Origin of the sequence: Bacillus sp. BML-BC051 (assembly GCF_019656175.1) — a bacterium.
Classification (GTDB): domain Bacteria; phylum Bacillota; class Bacilli; order Bacillales; family Bacillaceae_G; genus Bacillus_A; species Bacillus_A mobilis.
The window spans coordinates 16,753-33,312 of the sequence record NZ_BPLI01000089.1 but is presented as its reverse complement, the minus strand read 5'-3'; the positions used below and the strand labels follow the sequence as shown (position 1 = coordinate 33,312).

Below are 16,560 nucleotides of genomic sequence, written 5' to 3'. Positions count from 1 at the left end.
GTTAATAATTTTTTTGCTTCTTCCACTCGTTCCCTTTGAATATATTCGCTTAAAGTGATTCCCATTTCTTTTTTAAATAGTTTAGACAGATAAGTAGGCGTAATTTCTAAATGATTAGCAAGTTCATTCAAAGATATTCCATCGTAAACATTTTTATTAATATGTTTTATACATGTAGTAACCGCGTAAGAATACTTTTTTGCATTGTATTCTTTCACACGATCTGCAAAGGTACGTAATGCGTCCCCTGACAATCGCTTTACAGATTCTACATTATCTAATTGTTCTAAGGTTTGTATATATAAAATACTATGAGCAAAAGCAATATCTGGTGGCAGGTTTCCTTCTATTGCATATCGAGTGGCTAAGGTAATCGCAATAATTCCAAGGTTTTTTTGATTCCTGAGCGGATCCTCTATTAGCATAAGTTCAACATCTTCTTGTGAAACCGCATACATATACTGTATTAACTTTTTTTTATTTCCTTCTTTGATAGTCGAAAAGAAATCATTTACTAATGCCATATTGTGAGTTTTAGGTTTGTTTTGTCGGCGTTTTAAAATATATAAATCAGGTTTCACAATTTTATTAGGAACTTCCTCTAGTACTTTATTTTTTTCCAAGACAATATCTACATCTAACTTTTCATTGAAAATCATGTAATGTAATAAAATTCCCATATCAATTAATGTAGTTTTTTTAATCTCAGATAAACACTGATAATAGGCAAGTCTTTCTTGAATGTTATCATTTGATTTAAATTCTTTCTGAAATTTTATGATCATATCATCTGAATGTTTTGGATGTATAGTAGGACCGATTATAATAGTCCCTTTAATATCATCATGATTTTCTATATGAATTAGAACAAAATTTTCAAGATAGTTGTTACTTCGGAAAAGTGGCAAGTTACAGGGATCATTCTCTTGATAAATATCAGTAAGATGTTCTTCTTTTGAAGAATAAAAAGGACTACAAACATTATCAGATGTAGAATGATATAAAATTTTTCTGTCTGCAGATAAAATATGTACAGGGGCATTAAATGCTTTATGTGCAAGATCACATAAGTGTTGTATATCGATGGAAGTATTCATTACATTCTCCTTTATAGATCCATAAAATATATTCTGTTATATATAATTCACGACAAATAATACTATAAAATATCAAATTAGTACAATTCACAACAAAATATTACTATATCTTTTTTATAAAAATCATATATTATTTAATTGTAGTTAGCATCTAAATATCAAAGTACAGAGTAGATAAGTAAATGAAATACACTAAGTTCTTTTCTTAATTCTACAAGATATAATTATTGAACTTGAGAAAACAGTGAAGTACTACAAAATACAGTGGTAGTCAATGCGAGGACAAAGCTGGAAAAAGGTTTAAAATGCAGCGAAAGTTACAGGAGGTACTGTATCACCGCAAGAAACAACAGTCAAAGTTCCGATTCAATCACTTATACAAAGTGAATTCAAAAAATAAATACTGCTAATTTAAATATGAAACTGAAAAACCACTTCGTTCCAAATTTTAAAAAAGATAATAACGAAGTCATGAAATTGGAAACAGCTGAAAGTGATAAGGCTATTTTTGAAGCACTATGCTTTGAAAAGTACAAGGTGTAGGAAATTCAAGTACTCAATTAAACATTTAATTGAGAGAAAGGTCTTTTCCTCATCAAAAAATAAGAATAAAAAACGAATGGAATACCCAAAATTTTTATAACTAGTCGCAACATTAGTTTTACTTTCCACAAAAGAGGAAAAAATATATATACAAATACTAAGAAGAGCAAACTAGATAGTTTTATTGCCGCATCACATAAAGTGAAACTTTAATCAGTGGCATCCCCCACTGATTATTAGCCCTCACCAATCGGGCTTTTACGGACAGTTGATCCCCCACCTTTTTTGGTTGGGGTCTTACTGCCCACAAATAGCGGGATAAACTTATTATTCATTTCAAAATACAATAGTTGTTAATCAACAAAAAAACTTCAATAATTAAGGTGCACAGTAAATTGACCTCAAAACAGTAATTACTACAATATCAGTTTTTACTTATTCTATAAAAAAGAAATATCACTTGATAATTATTCCTTTATATCGATTTAGACATAATTTTTTTATTATAGCGGCTTAAGTATCATGGAATTAAAATTACAAACAATACCAAAACTCTTTTAACGGTCCATACATCGTCCATATTGAATTAATTATCTTCCGATACCTATTCCATTAACACAACTACAAAAGGTTATTACAAAGAAATCTGAGAGGTTTTTTCAATTTCAAAATTTATTCTTTTGTAAATTAAAGGAAAAATAATCCGTATATATACGGATTATTTTCTTAGTGTAATCTGTATTAACCTGTTAACTGTTTTTCAGGCATTCGAAATAAGCGTTTTGTAATCTCTCCACCGATCCGAACCATTTGCAGATGATGTGATGTATCAGGTTCCAGTGTGACTCCTAGTTCAAAAGCAATTTCATACTTCATTTGCTCAATAGTACTTGTAGTAGCAGAAATAAGAATTTCATTTGTATTACTTTCGTATCTTTGAATATTTATAAATAACATGTACCTAATTATGCTATTTATGCATGAGTAACCTAATTTATTCCAGTATTTTTATAGGAACCCTTTCACTCCCCTTATTCCACCAATTAAATTTGAAACACAAATGTACATTGCATTTCAATATAACAATAAAAGCTACAAAAGCAACGAATTTACTATTTTAAAGTTAAGTGTTTAACCTTGAAGTACTTAAATTCTTTTTTCCAGATAAAGCATACATTATATCTTGATGTTTTATTGTCCTCTTATAATTATGTGGTATCGGGAATTTATTTCGGTGTTCTTTTACTATAATTAAAGTTTGAAGTTCTATGTTCAATACTTTTGCGAGGACATGATAGTTATATCCATTGTTTAACAGAGAAATTATGTCATAAAACATAGTTTTTCCACCCACTAATTTTACTAATTTATTCTTTAACTCATCCCCTTTTTCTTTAGCTTCATCAATTTCTAACAACATAGATTTTTTATTTGTCTGCTTAATGTATTGAGTATACAACTCTGGGAATTCTTTTTGTACTTCTTTGTTTAATACTGGTTTATATTTAATCATATAAGTAACTTGTAACAATGAGCGTTTTAACAAACTATCTTCAATGAGATACGCTACTTTATTAAATAAATGGACATATTCCTCAATATTGGAATAACTATTAAAATGAGCTAATACTCTACTTTTTATACTAAAAGCCTTGCCTACATAAATAATATTGTCATTATAATCTTTAATGAAATAAATACCACTGTCAGATTTTTTCAATTTATTATCTAATTCTTCTATACTCATAAAATGCAATTCACTCATACTTCTCTCTCCTTAGCAGTTTTAAATCGTAAAAAACAAGCAAGGTTTCTAAAAAAGTACTTAGCTGCCCTAGCATCTCTTATTTTATCTCTTGCTAAATGTCAAAAAACTGTTTCTATGTTCCTCAACTATCAATATGATTATTAATAAAATTTTCTATCGTTATTATCTCGCAATTTTATCATGTAATTTCGAGATCGTTTCCTCATTTAAATTACTGTGTTTTATCGAATAAAGGAAATATATTACTACCCCAATAGTAATCCAAATACTAAAGTACACCCATGTCCTTAACGGTAAATTTAGCATTAAAAACAAACAGCAAACAATTGCAACGCATGGTAATACAGGTACAAAAGGTACCATAAATCCACGTTTTAAATTTGGGTGTGATTTACGTAGAATAATAACTGATAGACAAACTAACGCAAACGTCACCAAACTACCGATATTAACTAAATTAACTAATTCTTTCAAATCAATAAACCCAGCTATTATAGAGCTCCCTATTCCTGCCAATCCAGTTATAAAAGTGGGTGCTCCAGTTTTCTTATTAACTTTCGCAAATGATTTCGGTAACAATCCATCACGACTCATTGCAAAGAATACTCGTGTTGCCGCATACATATTGGAAAAAATAACAGCCATAAGGCCAATTACAGCACCTGCAGCAATTGCACCAGCGACTTTTCCTTGTCCTACAACTTCCATTACATAAGCCATCGCCTCAGGAACATTTAATTCTTTATAGGAAACCATTCCTGTCATAACAAGGCATACCATAACATAAATAATTGTACATATGATTAATGATGCAATAATACCGATCGGAAGATTACGTTTCGGATCTTTTACTTCTTCTGCTGAAGTTGCTAATATATCAAAACCCGTAAAAGCGAATAAAATAGCTGCTCCACCCGTAAAAACTCCACTTAAACCGTATGGTGCAATTGGTATCCAGTTCATTGGTTTTACATAGAATATACCAACCGTAATAAACAACAAAATCATTACAATTTTAATCAATACCATTGTATTATTGATTCGTTTACTTTCCCTCGTACCACGGGATAACATCCATGCTAATATCAATGTAATGATTACTGCTGGTAGATTCACAATACCACCATGCGAAGGAATCGTTACTAGAGCTTTAGGTATCTCTAATCCAAATCCCTTTATTAAATTGTGGAAATAGCCTGTCCATCCAGCAGCGACAGCCGCTGTTGCCACGATATATATTAATAGCAATGACCAACCTACTAGATGAGCAACAAACTCACCAATTGTTGCATATGAGTATGTATATACACTACCAGACGCCGGGAGTGTAGAAGCAATTTCCGCGTAACATAATGCTATAAATCCACATATAATTGCTGCAAGTATAAATGAAAAAACAACTGCTGGGCCAGCATTTCTTGCTGCTACTAATCCAGTTAACACAAGAACGCCCGTTCCAACTATCGAGCCTACCCCTAACATAATTAAATCAAATGCTCCTAATGTTTTCGTTAAAGTCTTACTTTGATTATGCTCTAACAATTGTGTAACGGATTTCTTTTTTAGTAAATTACTCATATTTTCTGTATCCCCTTTAAAATAAGGTTTGTTCTTCTCGTTAGTGTTGTATATAAATTTATTTAGTTATTAACTAGCCTCATAATATTTCTTTTACATTAAATAGATTTGAAATATTATATAAATTCACTTCTCACTTACTAGTTAAACTAGACATTTCCATAGATTTTTGCGTACAACGTTTCATAGCTGAAATGATAGCTGTTCTTAAACCTTTTTCTTCTAGCGTTACTACAGCTTCTATCGTCGTTCCACCTGGAGAACAAACCATATCCTTCAATTCACCTGGATGTATTCCTGTTTCCAATACCATTTTTGCAGAACCTAATACAGCCTGAGCCGCAAATTTATAAGCTTGTTTTCTCGGCATACCGCCAAGTACAGCAGCATCTGCCATGGCTTCTATAAACATATACACATATGCTGGAGAAGAACCACTAATAGATGTAACAACATCCATTAGTTTTTCATTTATGACCTCCGTCTGGCCGAAAATATTAAATATGTTCAATACCTCTTTTATATCTTTTTCTGTAACCATTTCATTAAAACATAACGCAGACATTCCTTCTCCAACAAGGGCCGATGTATTAGGCATTACTCTAACAACTTTTAGCTTTCTACCAAATTCATTCTCAGTGCTCTTAATACTTTTTCCTGCAGCAATAGTTACAACGATTACATTATTTTTTATTTGATCTTTTATTTGGTTAATTACCGATGAGTATAAATCTGGTTTGATTGATAAAATTAAAATGTCAGCACTGTTAGCGACTTCATTGTTGTTAGTAGTTATAGTTATGTCATATTTATTACTAGCATTTTTTAAATTAATGACGTTTAAATCTGAACAAATTATTTGATCTGGAGAAACTATATTTTTTTTAATCATCCCACCTATCATAGCAATACCCATGTTTCCACATCCGATGAATCCTATTTGTTTATTCATAATAATTTGCTCTTGCTCCTTCTACTCTAAATTTTATTGATTTTGAAATTATTAGTCTAAATAAGGGCTATTACAATTACTTGGTTTATCAATAGAATTTCAAAATTCTCCTTCCTATATAGAGCTTACATATACCTCTAATAATTACTTATTTTCAAAATTCCCTTCTATTTGCACTGCTTTCGCTTGCACTTCAAACTCCCTCCTATTCAAATTTGTAAAGGATATATAACGATTCCTCTTTTTTTCCTAACGTTAAATAAACACCATTAGTAACGGTTGTTATTTACTTTATAGTGCAAAAGAAGTGTATAGGATAAAGAATGAACTTTTAATAAAATCATTTCTTTAATCTATAATAAGAAGGACATAAAAAAACAAAAAGTTACAAAAATTTTCAAATTAAAATTTTCGTAACTTTTTGTTTTCGTGTAAATATAAGGTCAATTGAGACGTCTCACCGTTTTAAACTTGATGCTCCATAATCTTGTATAGTTACATTTATATGATATTTAATCGCTACTTTACTAAATGTTCGATCCCAATCTTTTTTGACTTTCTCCCATGTTCTCGGGTGTTTAATTCTTAATTGGTTTCCAAAACCCGCAATATCGACTTGATATTCTTTTTGTATTTTTTTTGTAACATGATGTACTAAGTGCTTTACTTCCTTTTCAATAGCTTTTTCTTCTCTTTTTAAAAATTCATTTTCAAAATCCTTTCCTGATTGCATCCAATTTTCAGACAAACGCCCTTCTGATTCAATGTTTACATCAAAGGAAATATTATTTCCGTTAACATGTGGTATGATTTTACTTTTTATTGACTTTATTTCGTATATAATGAGTTTCTTTGATTCTTTATCAAAAGTTTTTACCACACCACCATTCCTTTTTCCGTTTATCCATACTACTCCTTCCAATTCCTGCTCATTTAAAAAGCCCATCAACTTTTTTGTCTTTCCTTTAATTACAGCAGCTCCTGCAAATTTTGTTTCCCCTTTTATCGAGATTACATTTTGCAAAAGAAAACTGGACCCTGACCGCATCTTTCCTTCCAATTTAGCGAGCGATACAGGAGGTAAAATCCTTGTTGTTCTATTTCTATTATCTGCAATTCCAGACAAACGAAATGCTGGGATTTCTCCTTTTTTGTTTGATTCCAGTACCTCCTTCGCTAGACCCTTGCTAATTAAGAGCATACAGCTAAGCCGAACTTCATTGTCACGGAGATACTGTTCAAGTAATTGTTCTAAACTGTATGTACGTACAAGACTATCACTAATAACAATGTTTTTTAAATGTGGGCTGAACATTGTGCTCTCTCTTTTCAATGAAAACTCACGAACAATTTGATGAATGGAATCACCGGTCTCAGAAACATTTATATAACGTTTTTGTTGTCCATTTCCTTTACTTTGTGCTTGTGAACTAACAATTTGATAAGTAGCTGTTATAAGATTTCTTTTAGGATAACCTCCTTCCTCATCCTCTTTCTCAATTGTTGAATCCTTCCCTTTATCTAGTGCTATACCTGCAGTTAAACTCAACTCTTCTACTTCTTTACTACTCCAACATCCTGTTAAAAATAGAAGCAAAAGCGTCCATAACAAAGCCAAATAGAACCGCATATAATTAAATTTATTTTTCACACTACTCCTCCTTTTAATCGCGTAATAATAAGAAGAAGCAGTGGCAGTAAACCAAATAAAAATAAAGCAGCATTACCGAGCATATCCCCCAATTTAAGCAAGTCATTTATATTTTTCGAAGTCATAGCAATGATGTAAATGATTGGAATCAAAGCGAAAATAAGCGGATGAATACTCTTTTTAAAGAGTTGCGCTAATCCTAATGCAGCTGCATAATAACTAATCGTATAGGTAGCAAATATTTGCATAATCCATATTACAAGCAGTAAAGATTCAAAACGTTCAAATATCAATCCAGAAATTTCAAAACTGCGCATAAGGTCAATTGTCGGCCATGTTCTTGTTACAACCCCATCAATTGATAATGCACCAATGACCATTACAACAGTTATTACATAAAAGATTAACGGAATAGAAATTCCAACTAAAATAGCTTTTACTGCTTTCTTTCGTTGTTCCATAAATACCAAAAGAATTAACATAATTTCAGGACCTGTATATGCGAGAGACGTTGTTTTTATCCCATCTAACACTGGTTTAATCCCCAAACCCAATACGGGACGGAGATTATCTATCTCGAATATTCCGATACTCATAAAGGAAATGAGTAAAAAAATAAAAAAAGTAATAGGAAATATTATTTCAAACATCCGTGCAATCGAGTTAATACCACCCATAATCAAATAGAGACCTATCCACATAAAAGGCATAATAATGGCCCATGTAGGAGTTCCTTCCAGCAAAAAAAAGCTTATTACTTCTGCCATTGAACGAATTTGAAACGCTGAAGTTGTAAGAAAATATCCTATAATAAGAAAACTAAGCAATCTGCCTATCCATTTCCCTACAATATCTTGACTGTATTGATAAAATGTTTTATCTGGAAACCGCTGACTTAATTTGACCATAATTACTCCTGAAACCATTGCGAGTATCCCACCTAGTATCACACTTAGCCATACATCTGGTGTTTTCACTTTTTCCACAGATGCTCTGGGCAAAGTAAGAATTCCTGTCCCAAGTATGTAATTTACAATAATAACAACTGCTTGTGAAGTTGTTATTCGGTCTTTAGGTATAGTAATCACTGAAGGCCACTTCCTTTCGTCATCAGCTACCTTTTGCGTATAGTTTTTTTGGTATGCATTATTTTCGGTCGACGTCTCATTATTTTTAATGGCATGCGAACCATAAAATCTTTCCAGTCACTGAATCGATATGGAACAGCAGGGCTGGTATAAGGAACGCCAAAACTTTTCAGTTTTACTAAATGACTGCAAAGTAAAAGAAAGAAGAGAATAACTCCATACAAGCCAAATATCGCAGCACAAAACATAGCTACAAAACGAAGAATGCGTAACGTAATTCCCACACTATATTGCGGAATAGTAAAAGAAGAAATAGCTGTTACCGCAACAACGATAACCATTATTGGACTAACAATTCCTGCTTCTACGGCAGCCTGACCAATTATTAAACCGCCCACAATTCCCATTGCCGGTCCAATCGGTTTAGGCAGACGTAAACCTGCTTCTCGTAAAACTTCGATAGCTACTTCCATAATTAACGCTTCTATTAAAGCGGGAAAAGGAACTCCTTCTCGCGATCCGATAATAGAAATAGCGAGCTTAGTGGGAATTAATCCTGGATGAAATGAAATGAAAGAAATATACAGTGCTGGAGCAAATAATGAAACAAAAGCTGTCATGAAGCGTAATAAGCGGAGAAGTGTACCAGGAAGCCACCTTTCATAATAATCTTCTGGTGATTGCAGTAGCATACTAAATGTAACTGGAGCAATTAAAACAAATGGTGTTCCATCTAACAAAATAGCTACTCGACCTTCCATCAAAGCACTAATAACACGATCAGGTCGTTCTGTATTTTGAATCTGCGGAAAAGGACTGAGATAATTATCTTCAATGAGTTGCTCAATATAACCAGATTCGAGTACACTGTCTATGTCAATTTTCTGAATTCTGTTTTTTATTTCATCCACCAATTCTGTACTAGCAAGATCTTTAATAAATGCGACAACTAGCTCTTTCTTTGCACGTTCTCCTACTGGTAGCTTTACTAATGATAAGTTCTCATCCGCACAATGTCGTCGCAAAAGTGAGGTATTATCACTTAATACTTCAGTAAAACCGACCCGTGGCCCTCTGACTAATGCCTCCGATACTGGTTCTTCAATATTTCGTTTATTTGCTTTTGTTGTACCAAGAATAAACACATCTGCTAAACCATCAATTAAAAGAGCTGTTGAACCTATCAATACTTTGGATATCAAATCTTTTATGTAATGGACTTCTGCTACTTCACTAATTGTAAGAACTTTATTTTTAATATATTCTTTTGAAACAGTCCCCTCCACATAAGAAGATTCATTTTTATATTCATCAGAAAAATCATCCATTAGTAATTTCATAATATGTTTGTCAATTATCTCTTTATCTGATAGACCATCAACAAAAATGATCCCAGCCTGAATATCTGTGCGTCCAATATTAAATTTCCGAAAGCGAACATCAGAATTATGTCCGATTTGTCGCTTTATAAGTTCTAAGTTAGAGGCAAAATCATTTGTGAAATGAACGGTTGCATTTTGAGAAGGCTTTTGATCTTGTTTCGTTTTACTTTTAATATTATTTTTTTTCACTTGTTTGTCCCTTGACTTCCACCAACTCATTCTCCCCACTCTTTCTCTGACATACGAACCCAATGAAAAAATCTTGAGATAGTATACGGAATTAAAAACAAGATAAAAGCTTGTACAAATACTTTCCAATCTGGAAGATAAGAAGTAATTATGTTCCACATGTTTATCACCTAATTTATATACCCTGCTAGGATTGAGATTTCTAAAGAACGGTATGTACTTAATAAAAAATAACTATAAGATTAAAGAGCAGAAAAGTGAGACATTATGCTTACTTAGTACCAATAACCTAGTTAATATAAAAACATTTCTGACCTAAAATACCATTTCCAATTATAATTTGTTAGATATTATCTCCTTTTCCCTTATTTATATGCCCGCATTTGAATTTTAAATAATATAAGTACCAATGATATTTCCTCTTAAAGAAAAAAAGATGCTAGAAGATAGCATCTTTTTTTAAATTCAACTTATTATGTATTTATATTTTATTGTGGAAATACTCGTTTTTTTAAATGAATATTAATGTTTAAAAAATAAAAAATACATATTTTTTTGTTCTAAGTTAATATACTTCTACCGAATCGATACGGAATTTTCTGATTTTAAAACCAATATGAAATAAAAGAAAATACTCTCTTAGAAAAACTATATAAAACAAATAACATTAAAACAATTATCAATCTATCAATTGAAAATCATAATTAGCAAGAGTTTATCATCTTAATTCCAAGTGTATTCGTTTTGCTTCAAAATAAAGAACTTGAATAAATTTTTTCGTATCAATACGAGCAGGTAATGTTGGTTCATTATTCAATTCTGTCATCTTTCTCCTTACGGTAGTAAAATCAAAAAATCTAGAAGCATAATTTTCGAACTTCGGGTTTAAAAAATCAGTAAGTCCAAGAGATGCTAAATGGTTTAATGATTGATAAATTGCTCTCCGAATCCGTTGTTTGGAAGCTTCTATGAACCTTTTTAATTCAGCATCTTCAACTGAATCCCCAAGTTTTTTTTGAGCCAAATTCATAAAAATCTCTTTTAGTGAGGGAAAACCTTGTTCCAACGTGTTATCTTGTTCATATTTATATAAATAATCTAGCATATCCATTAAATCTTTACTTCCACTTTCACTGGCTATTCCTAATTCAGACAAAAGAAAATGAATGGAATTTTGAAAATGATTAAAAGTATTTAAATGTTTTTCATTACGGTATTTTTCTTGCGCACTTGAATTACTATCCAATTTTAGTACCATATTAAGCGATTCTTGAATATTTTTTATAGATTTTTCCAAACGAATTCGTTCAATGACTTTCCGAACAACTGTTAATACTTCAATCCGGTTAATTGGCTTAATAATATAGTATTCAACGCCAAGCGAATAAGCTTCAGCAATTAATTCTTTTGATTCTACTTGAGAGACCATGATGATTTTCCCTTTAAACGAAGGTTTTATTTGACGAATTGTTTTTATTCCATCTTGAATCGGCATTAACAAATCGATAAATAAAATGTCTATATTTTTAAGGATTGGCATTTGTTGCTCTAAAGATAAACCATCCTCAGCTTCTCCTATAACCTCCCCAAGATCTTCATCCTCGATAATTTGAGCCAACATTGAGCGAACCGCTTTTTCATCATCTACTATATAAAAATACATAGAATCACCCTTTCGAAATTATATGATCAATCCCTAATCTAATTATAAAAATTGATCCTTTTCCTTCGGTTCTGTCCTCAAGCGTAACATCACCTTCAAGTTGTTCGACCATTTCTTTAACATACGATAATCCGATACCTGTCGACGGATTGCCTAAATCATCATATTTAGAAGTAAACCCAGGCTCAAAAATTGAATCTTTATATTTTGAAGAAATACCGGGACCATTATCGCCTATTTGAAATTCAACAAAATGGTGGTCTTTATTAATGTCAATTGTGATGGTTCCCATACCTTGGATAGCTTCTACAGCGTTTGTAACGATATTATTTATAATAGATAAGATTGTGTAAATATGATAATGAGGATGCACACCATCAATTTTATACACAAATTGGATGTCTTTCTCTAGCAACCGTGCATATTTCGTATTTGCCCGTATAATGATATTTACTAGTTCATGTACAGACATATAATCTGTAAAACTTTCATCAGAAATTAATTTTGAAAGTCCCGCAAAAATACGTTGGTTATCCTTTTTAACGTCATGGACCTCACCAGCAATTTGTAATGCCTGTTGCCTTAAATCCCCAAACTGAAAATCCATCTGTTTGTGCTCAAAAGAGTCTAAAGTTTTATATAAATCATAGGATTTTTTTGTTATATTCTCAGCATCTTGTAATGTTTTTTTTAAATGAACAGCATCTTCATATAAATTAGAGATGAGCATGAGCATGTGTTCATTTTGTTTCTTTATGTGTCTCTCCCTTGATTGCGCTTCATACAATTTCATCATATTGAAAAAGCTTAGAACTATAAAACTATGGGAACATGCGATAACAATGATCTCATTTATTGCCTCGGATGTGATTGATGTTTTTAATACGAAATATTGAATCATTAATTCTACACAGTCTGACAGTATTTCAATCATGCAACCAATCAAACCAATCATTAGTGGTTGATGATAAAAACGTTTGATTTTTGCTAAATGAAAGAGATACGAATACGTAAAATAAAAGAAAAAACTAGGATAGTGAGTATGAAAAGCGGCTAGCCAATCCATATTTCCCTTTATAATGACATCCATTGAGATACGAAATACTACCACGACTATTGCTGTTAAAAAACCCGGTAAAAATGCTGGGATTCGTCGAAACAATAACAAAAAAAAGAAAAATGTTGGTGCACCAAAGCTCATTCTAAATGTTTCATTTAAAGGAAATGACTTTATTTCACCTACTAAGGGTACTGTAAGTATCATTAAAACGAGAATATAGATGTCTTTTTTTACTAAATTACTAAGATTCAAAATAATCACTTCTCACTTTCGCCTAACAGTCAGTATACAAACCTATTTGCATTAATACAATACTTACTCTATTTTTTTCAAAAACTGATAAATAAGATATAAACGAAAGCATTATAGATTGTGAGTATTCATTACACTCTTCTACTTTAGAAAGATACTTTATAACTCAAAAATGTTCAGACACAATATAAGGTCTGAACACTTTTGGACTCGCTCTAACACCAAAATATCTGTGCTCCTTTTTAAAATATACTTAAATCCCATTCTTTTGCAATATGTTCTAACAACATAATTCCTGGTAAACTATTCCCATACTCATCAATGGCTGGTCCGTAAATACCAATACCACATCCATCTTGGAACGGTAAATCCTTCCTAGATTTTGAGGGAACAAGTGTCATAATTCCGCCGGATACCCCACTTTTAGCTGGTAATCCAATGAAAGCAGCAAATTTTCCAGAAGCGTTGTACATTCCACAAGTAAGCATTAAAGCTTTTGTTAACCTAGCTACTTCTTTAGGGAGCACTTGTTCTTTGCGAATAGGATGATATCCATCATGTGCCAGTATAAGCCCTATTAAGGCAATATCTTCTGTATTTATTTCAATCGAACATTGTTTTAGGTAAATCTCTAGTGTCTCCTCCACATCTGATTCTAGAAAACCATTCTCCTTTAAATAGTATGCTAAAGCTCTATTACGATGAGCCGTTTCCCATTCTGATTGAAATACTATTTCATTAATAGCAGGACGCTTCTCTATCATTTTTTCAATTAATACATATAGAGATTCTAATTTTTCTTGCACCGATGTCCCTGGCAAAAGTGAAGCTATCGTAATCGCTCCAGCATTAATCATAGGATTAAAAGGTTTTCCTGGTTTATGTATCTCTAAACGAATAATTGAATTGAAGGCATCTCCAGTTGGCTCTACGTCAACTCGTTCTAATACATAAGAAATACCACGACTTAAACAAGCGGCTATAAAACCAATTACTTTTGATATACTTTGTAATGTGAAAGGTACCTCCCAATCTCCTGACTTTATCATTGTTCCATCTGGCTTTACTATACAAATACCTAACTGCGATACATTTATTTCCCCCAGAGCGGGAATATAACTGGCGCTTCGTCCCTTAGCTGCATACGTTCGATAATGAGCTACCCATTGATCTAAGCAAACTTTTTCTTGACCCTCAACTTGAACGCTAGAATCCTTTATCATTTAACAATATTCCCCCGTACTATTAACTTTATATAGAATAATTTTTTCTTTAATATCATCAATGATATTTGCATTAGAACCAAGAAAGATATTCAGACATATTGCAGTCTGAATATCTTTCTTATTACACACTTTTCTTTTTTGAAGTTTTCTCGTAACTATCCCAACATTCAATATTTTCAAGCCCTTTAATGTTTTCTTTATAAAAAATAGGATCTTTACCAGCTTTTTTCTGATTTATATAATCTTGTAACGCCGCAAATGCTACTTTTGAAAGTAAGGTAATAGCAATTAAATTAATAATAACCATAAAGCCCATAAATAAATCCGCTAAATCCCATACAATTTGAATCTTTGCAATGGAACCAAATACAATCATAGCCAACACACTTATTCTGTATATCATTAACCACACTTTACTTGTATGTAAGAAGCGAATATTTGTTTCACCATAATAATAGTTGCCAATTAACGCACCAAATCCAAATAAAAAAACAAAGATAGCAAGACAACCCGATGCCCAAGAACCGATGTGTTCACTTAATGCTGCTTGTGTAAGTGCAATACCATTTAACCCCGGTTGTTTATATGCATCAGAAAGCAAAATAATAAAGGCAGTGCTAGTACAAATAATCAGTGTATCCGTTAATACACCAAATGCTTGAATCAGTCCTTGTTTCACCGGATGACTTGTTGTTGCTGTTGCGGCAACGTTTGGTGCACTTCCCATACCAGCTTCATTTGAAAATAAACCACGTTTAACTCCATTCATCAGTGCTGCACCAATTGAACCTCCTGCTATTTGTTTAAAACCAAATGCGTTTTGAACAATAAGAGAAAGAACTTCCGGCATTTTTGATATGTTGGTAATTACAACAAATAATGCAACTCCAATGTATAATACCGCTAAAAATACCACCTTGTATTCAGCCATTTTTGCAATACGTTGTACACCACCAAAGATAATCGCAGCGAAAGCAATGGCCATGATTATCCCGACTGTTAGACGATCTGTACCAAATGAGTTTTGAAAAGCAATTGTAACTGTATTTGATTGTACTGAATTGAATACAAGACCAAAAGTAATTGTGATTAAAATAGAGAATAATACTCCCATCCAACGTTTATTCAAGCCTTTTTCCATATAATAGGATGGCCCACCGCGGAAGCCAGTTTTATCTTTTACTTTATATATCTGTGCTAATGTGCTTTCAACAAAACTGGATGCCGAGCTAATAATAGAAATAATCCACATCCAAAATACAGCTCCAGGACCTCCTAATGCAATCGCAATCGCAATTCCTGTAATATTCCCTGTTCCAACGCGAGCTGCCATACCAATACAAAACGCTTGAAAAGGAGAGATTTGATCTTTAGAACCACTTTTCCCCTCCATTAATACACGGACCATCTCTTTTAACATTCGAAACTGTACAAAATTTAATTTAAATGTAAAATAAATTCCGCAAATAACAAGCATAATAATTAACAATTTAGACCATAAAAAATCATTCGTTGATCCGACTAAATCTACAAAAAACTTTTCCATATTATCACTCCATACCAAAATTTATATTTCATAATCTATATAAAATCACCTATATTTCCTGGCATAAATACCTCATTCATATTCAAATACAACAAGGATAAAAATTTTCTATATTAATAGGATTGGCCTGTTTAAGCAAACATCACAACATGTAACCGTAAAACTGGAATTTTGAAGAACTTAACGTTTATACAAACGGATGCTCTATCCCCTTCTGTAAAACTAATATTCTTATCCACTAATGTTGTTGTACTATTATGTTTGTTTCGTTTACCGGTGATCTACATTTAAATCATAATAATCAATAGTGATTAATTGGTTTTTGGTTAAATTTCTCAAGAACATGGAAATATCTCCTTTCTCACTACTAATCTCAAAAATAGGCTAGGTAAAAAATTCACAGAAAAACTATGAAGCGCTTTCAATCTTCAACTAAGAGAACCTTGTCTTTAATTTATAATTAAAAGTACAGAATGTTACGAAAAAGTACAGGTTTTTATAAAAACAAAAAATATTTTAAGATTTTTTCATCTAAAAAACACTGAGATTTTGTGAATTTTATACA

Annotated in this window: 13 protein-coding genes; all 13 read right to left on the bottom strand. The window is 32.0% G+C overall.

Annotated elements, in window-relative coordinates; all coding sequences use genetic code 11:
• On the bottom strand, nucleotides 1–1,097 hold a 1,097-nt coding region (locus K5S59_RS27590), incomplete at its 3' end, for an AraC family transcriptional regulator (RefSeq protein WP_220784105.1).
• 1,284 nt (nucleotides 1,098–2,381) lie between these two features.
• On the bottom strand, nucleotides 2,382–2,597 hold the full coding sequence (locus K5S59_RS27585) for an alpha/beta-type small acid-soluble spore protein (protein ID WP_098873376.1): 216 nt from the start codon (nucleotides 2,595–2,597) through the stop codon (nucleotides 2,382–2,384).
• A gap of 166 nt (nucleotides 2,598–2,763) precedes the next feature.
• On the bottom strand, nucleotides 2,764–3,405 hold the full coding sequence (locus K5S59_RS27580) for a GIY-YIG nuclease family protein (protein ID WP_120450435.1): 642 nt from the start codon (nucleotides 3,403–3,405) through the stop codon (nucleotides 2,764–2,766).
• Between the two features lie 165 nt (nucleotides 3,406–3,570).
• Nucleotides 3,571–4,986 (bottom strand): amino acid permease, encoded by a 1,416-nt coding sequence (locus tag K5S59_RS27575; protein ID WP_120450437.1) that lies wholly within the window; start codon nucleotides 4,984–4,986, stop codon nucleotides 3,571–3,573.
• A 133-nt stretch (nucleotides 4,987–5,119) separates the two neighbouring features.
• Nucleotides 5,120–5,938, bottom strand: a complete 819-nt coding sequence (proC, locus tag K5S59_RS27570) for a pyrroline-5-carboxylate reductase (RefSeq protein WP_220784104.1) — start codon at nucleotides 5,936–5,938, stop codon at nucleotides 5,120–5,122.
• 457 nt (nucleotides 5,939–6,395) lie between these two features.
• Nucleotides 6,396–7,589 carry a Ger(x)C family spore germination protein gene (locus K5S59_RS27565; RefSeq protein ID WP_098873374.1) on the bottom strand — a complete coding sequence of 398 codons (1,194 nt, stop codon included), beginning with the start codon at nucleotides 7,587–7,589 and terminating at the stop codon, nucleotides 6,396–6,398.
• Nucleotides 7,586–8,677, bottom strand: coding sequence for a spore germination protein (locus K5S59_RS27560; protein WP_000628612.1), 1,092 nt, complete (start codon nucleotides 8,675–8,677; stop codon nucleotides 7,586–7,588). The genes K5S59_RS27565 and K5S59_RS27560 overlap by 4 nt, the downstream gene beginning before the upstream one ends.
• 26 nt (nucleotides 8,678–8,703) lie before the next feature.
• Complete coding sequence (locus K5S59_RS27555; protein WP_000119217.1) at nucleotides 8,704–10,278, bottom strand: spore germination protein; 1,575 nt, start codon at nucleotides 10,276–10,278, stop codon at nucleotides 8,704–8,706.
• On the bottom strand, nucleotides 10,275–10,409 hold the full coding sequence (locus K5S59_RS30375) for a hypothetical protein (RefSeq protein ID WP_000267089.1): 135 nt from the start codon (nucleotides 10,407–10,409) through the stop codon (nucleotides 10,275–10,277). Before K5S59_RS30375 ends, K5S59_RS27555 begins: the two co-directional genes overlap by 4 nt.
• Nucleotides 10,410–10,966: 557 nt before the next feature.
• Nucleotides 10,967–11,911 carry a response regulator gene (locus tag K5S59_RS27550; RefSeq protein WP_000274081.1) on the bottom strand — a complete coding sequence of 315 codons (945 nt, stop codon included), beginning with the start codon at nucleotides 11,909–11,911 and terminating at the stop codon, nucleotides 10,967–10,969.
• A gap of 4 nt (nucleotides 11,912–11,915) precedes the next feature.
• Complete coding sequence (locus K5S59_RS27545; RefSeq protein WP_000584800.1) at nucleotides 11,916–13,232, bottom strand: sensor histidine kinase; 1,317 nt, start codon at nucleotides 13,230–13,232, stop codon at nucleotides 11,916–11,918.
• 233 nt (nucleotides 13,233–13,465) lie between these two features.
• A complete protein-coding gene (gene glsA, locus K5S59_RS27540; protein WP_097840737.1) occupies nucleotides 13,466–14,446 on the bottom strand; it encodes a glutaminase GlsA in 981 nt (326 codons plus the stop codon).
• Nucleotides 14,447–14,570: 124 nt separating this feature from the next.
• Nucleotides 14,571–15,995 (bottom strand): alanine/glycine:cation symporter family protein, encoded by a 1,425-nt coding sequence (locus K5S59_RS27535; protein ID WP_000410407.1) that lies wholly within the window; start codon nucleotides 15,993–15,995, stop codon nucleotides 14,571–14,573.
• Between the last annotated feature and the right edge of the window lie 565 nt (nucleotides 15,996–16,560).

Coding starts and splice junctions, on each gene's coding strand:
- K5S59_RS27585 (WP_098873376.1), bottom strand. CDS start 2,597: ATGTTATTTATAAATATTCAAAGATACGAAAGTAATACAAATGAAATT.
- K5S59_RS27580 (WP_120450435.1), bottom strand. CDS start 3,405: ATGAGTGAATTGCATTTTATGAGTATAGAAGAATTAGATAATAAATTG.
- K5S59_RS27575 (WP_120450437.1), bottom strand. CDS start 4,986: ATGAGTAATTTACTAAAAAAGAAATCCGTTACACAATTGTTAGAGCAT.
- proC (WP_220784104.1), bottom strand. CDS start 5,938: ATGAATAAACAAATAGGATTCATCGGATGTGGAAACATGGGTATTGCT.
- K5S59_RS27555 (WP_000119217.1), bottom strand. CDS start 10,278: ATGAGTTGGTGGAAGTCAAGGGACAAACAAGTGAAAAAAAATAATATT.
- K5S59_RS30375 (WP_000267089.1), bottom strand. CDS start 10,409: ATGTGGAACATAATTACTTCTTATCTTCCAGATTGGAAAGTATTTGTA.
- K5S59_RS27550 (WP_000274081.1), bottom strand. CDS start 11,911: ATGTATTTTTATATAGTAGATGATGAAAAAGCGGTTCGCTCAATGTTG.
- glsA (WP_097840737.1), bottom strand. CDS start 14,446: ATGATAAAGGATTCTAGCGTTCAAGTTGAGGGTCAAGAAAAAGTTTGC.
- K5S59_RS27535 (WP_000410407.1), bottom strand. CDS start 15,995: ATGGAAAAGTTTTTTGTAGATTTAGTCGGATCAACGAATGATTTTTTA.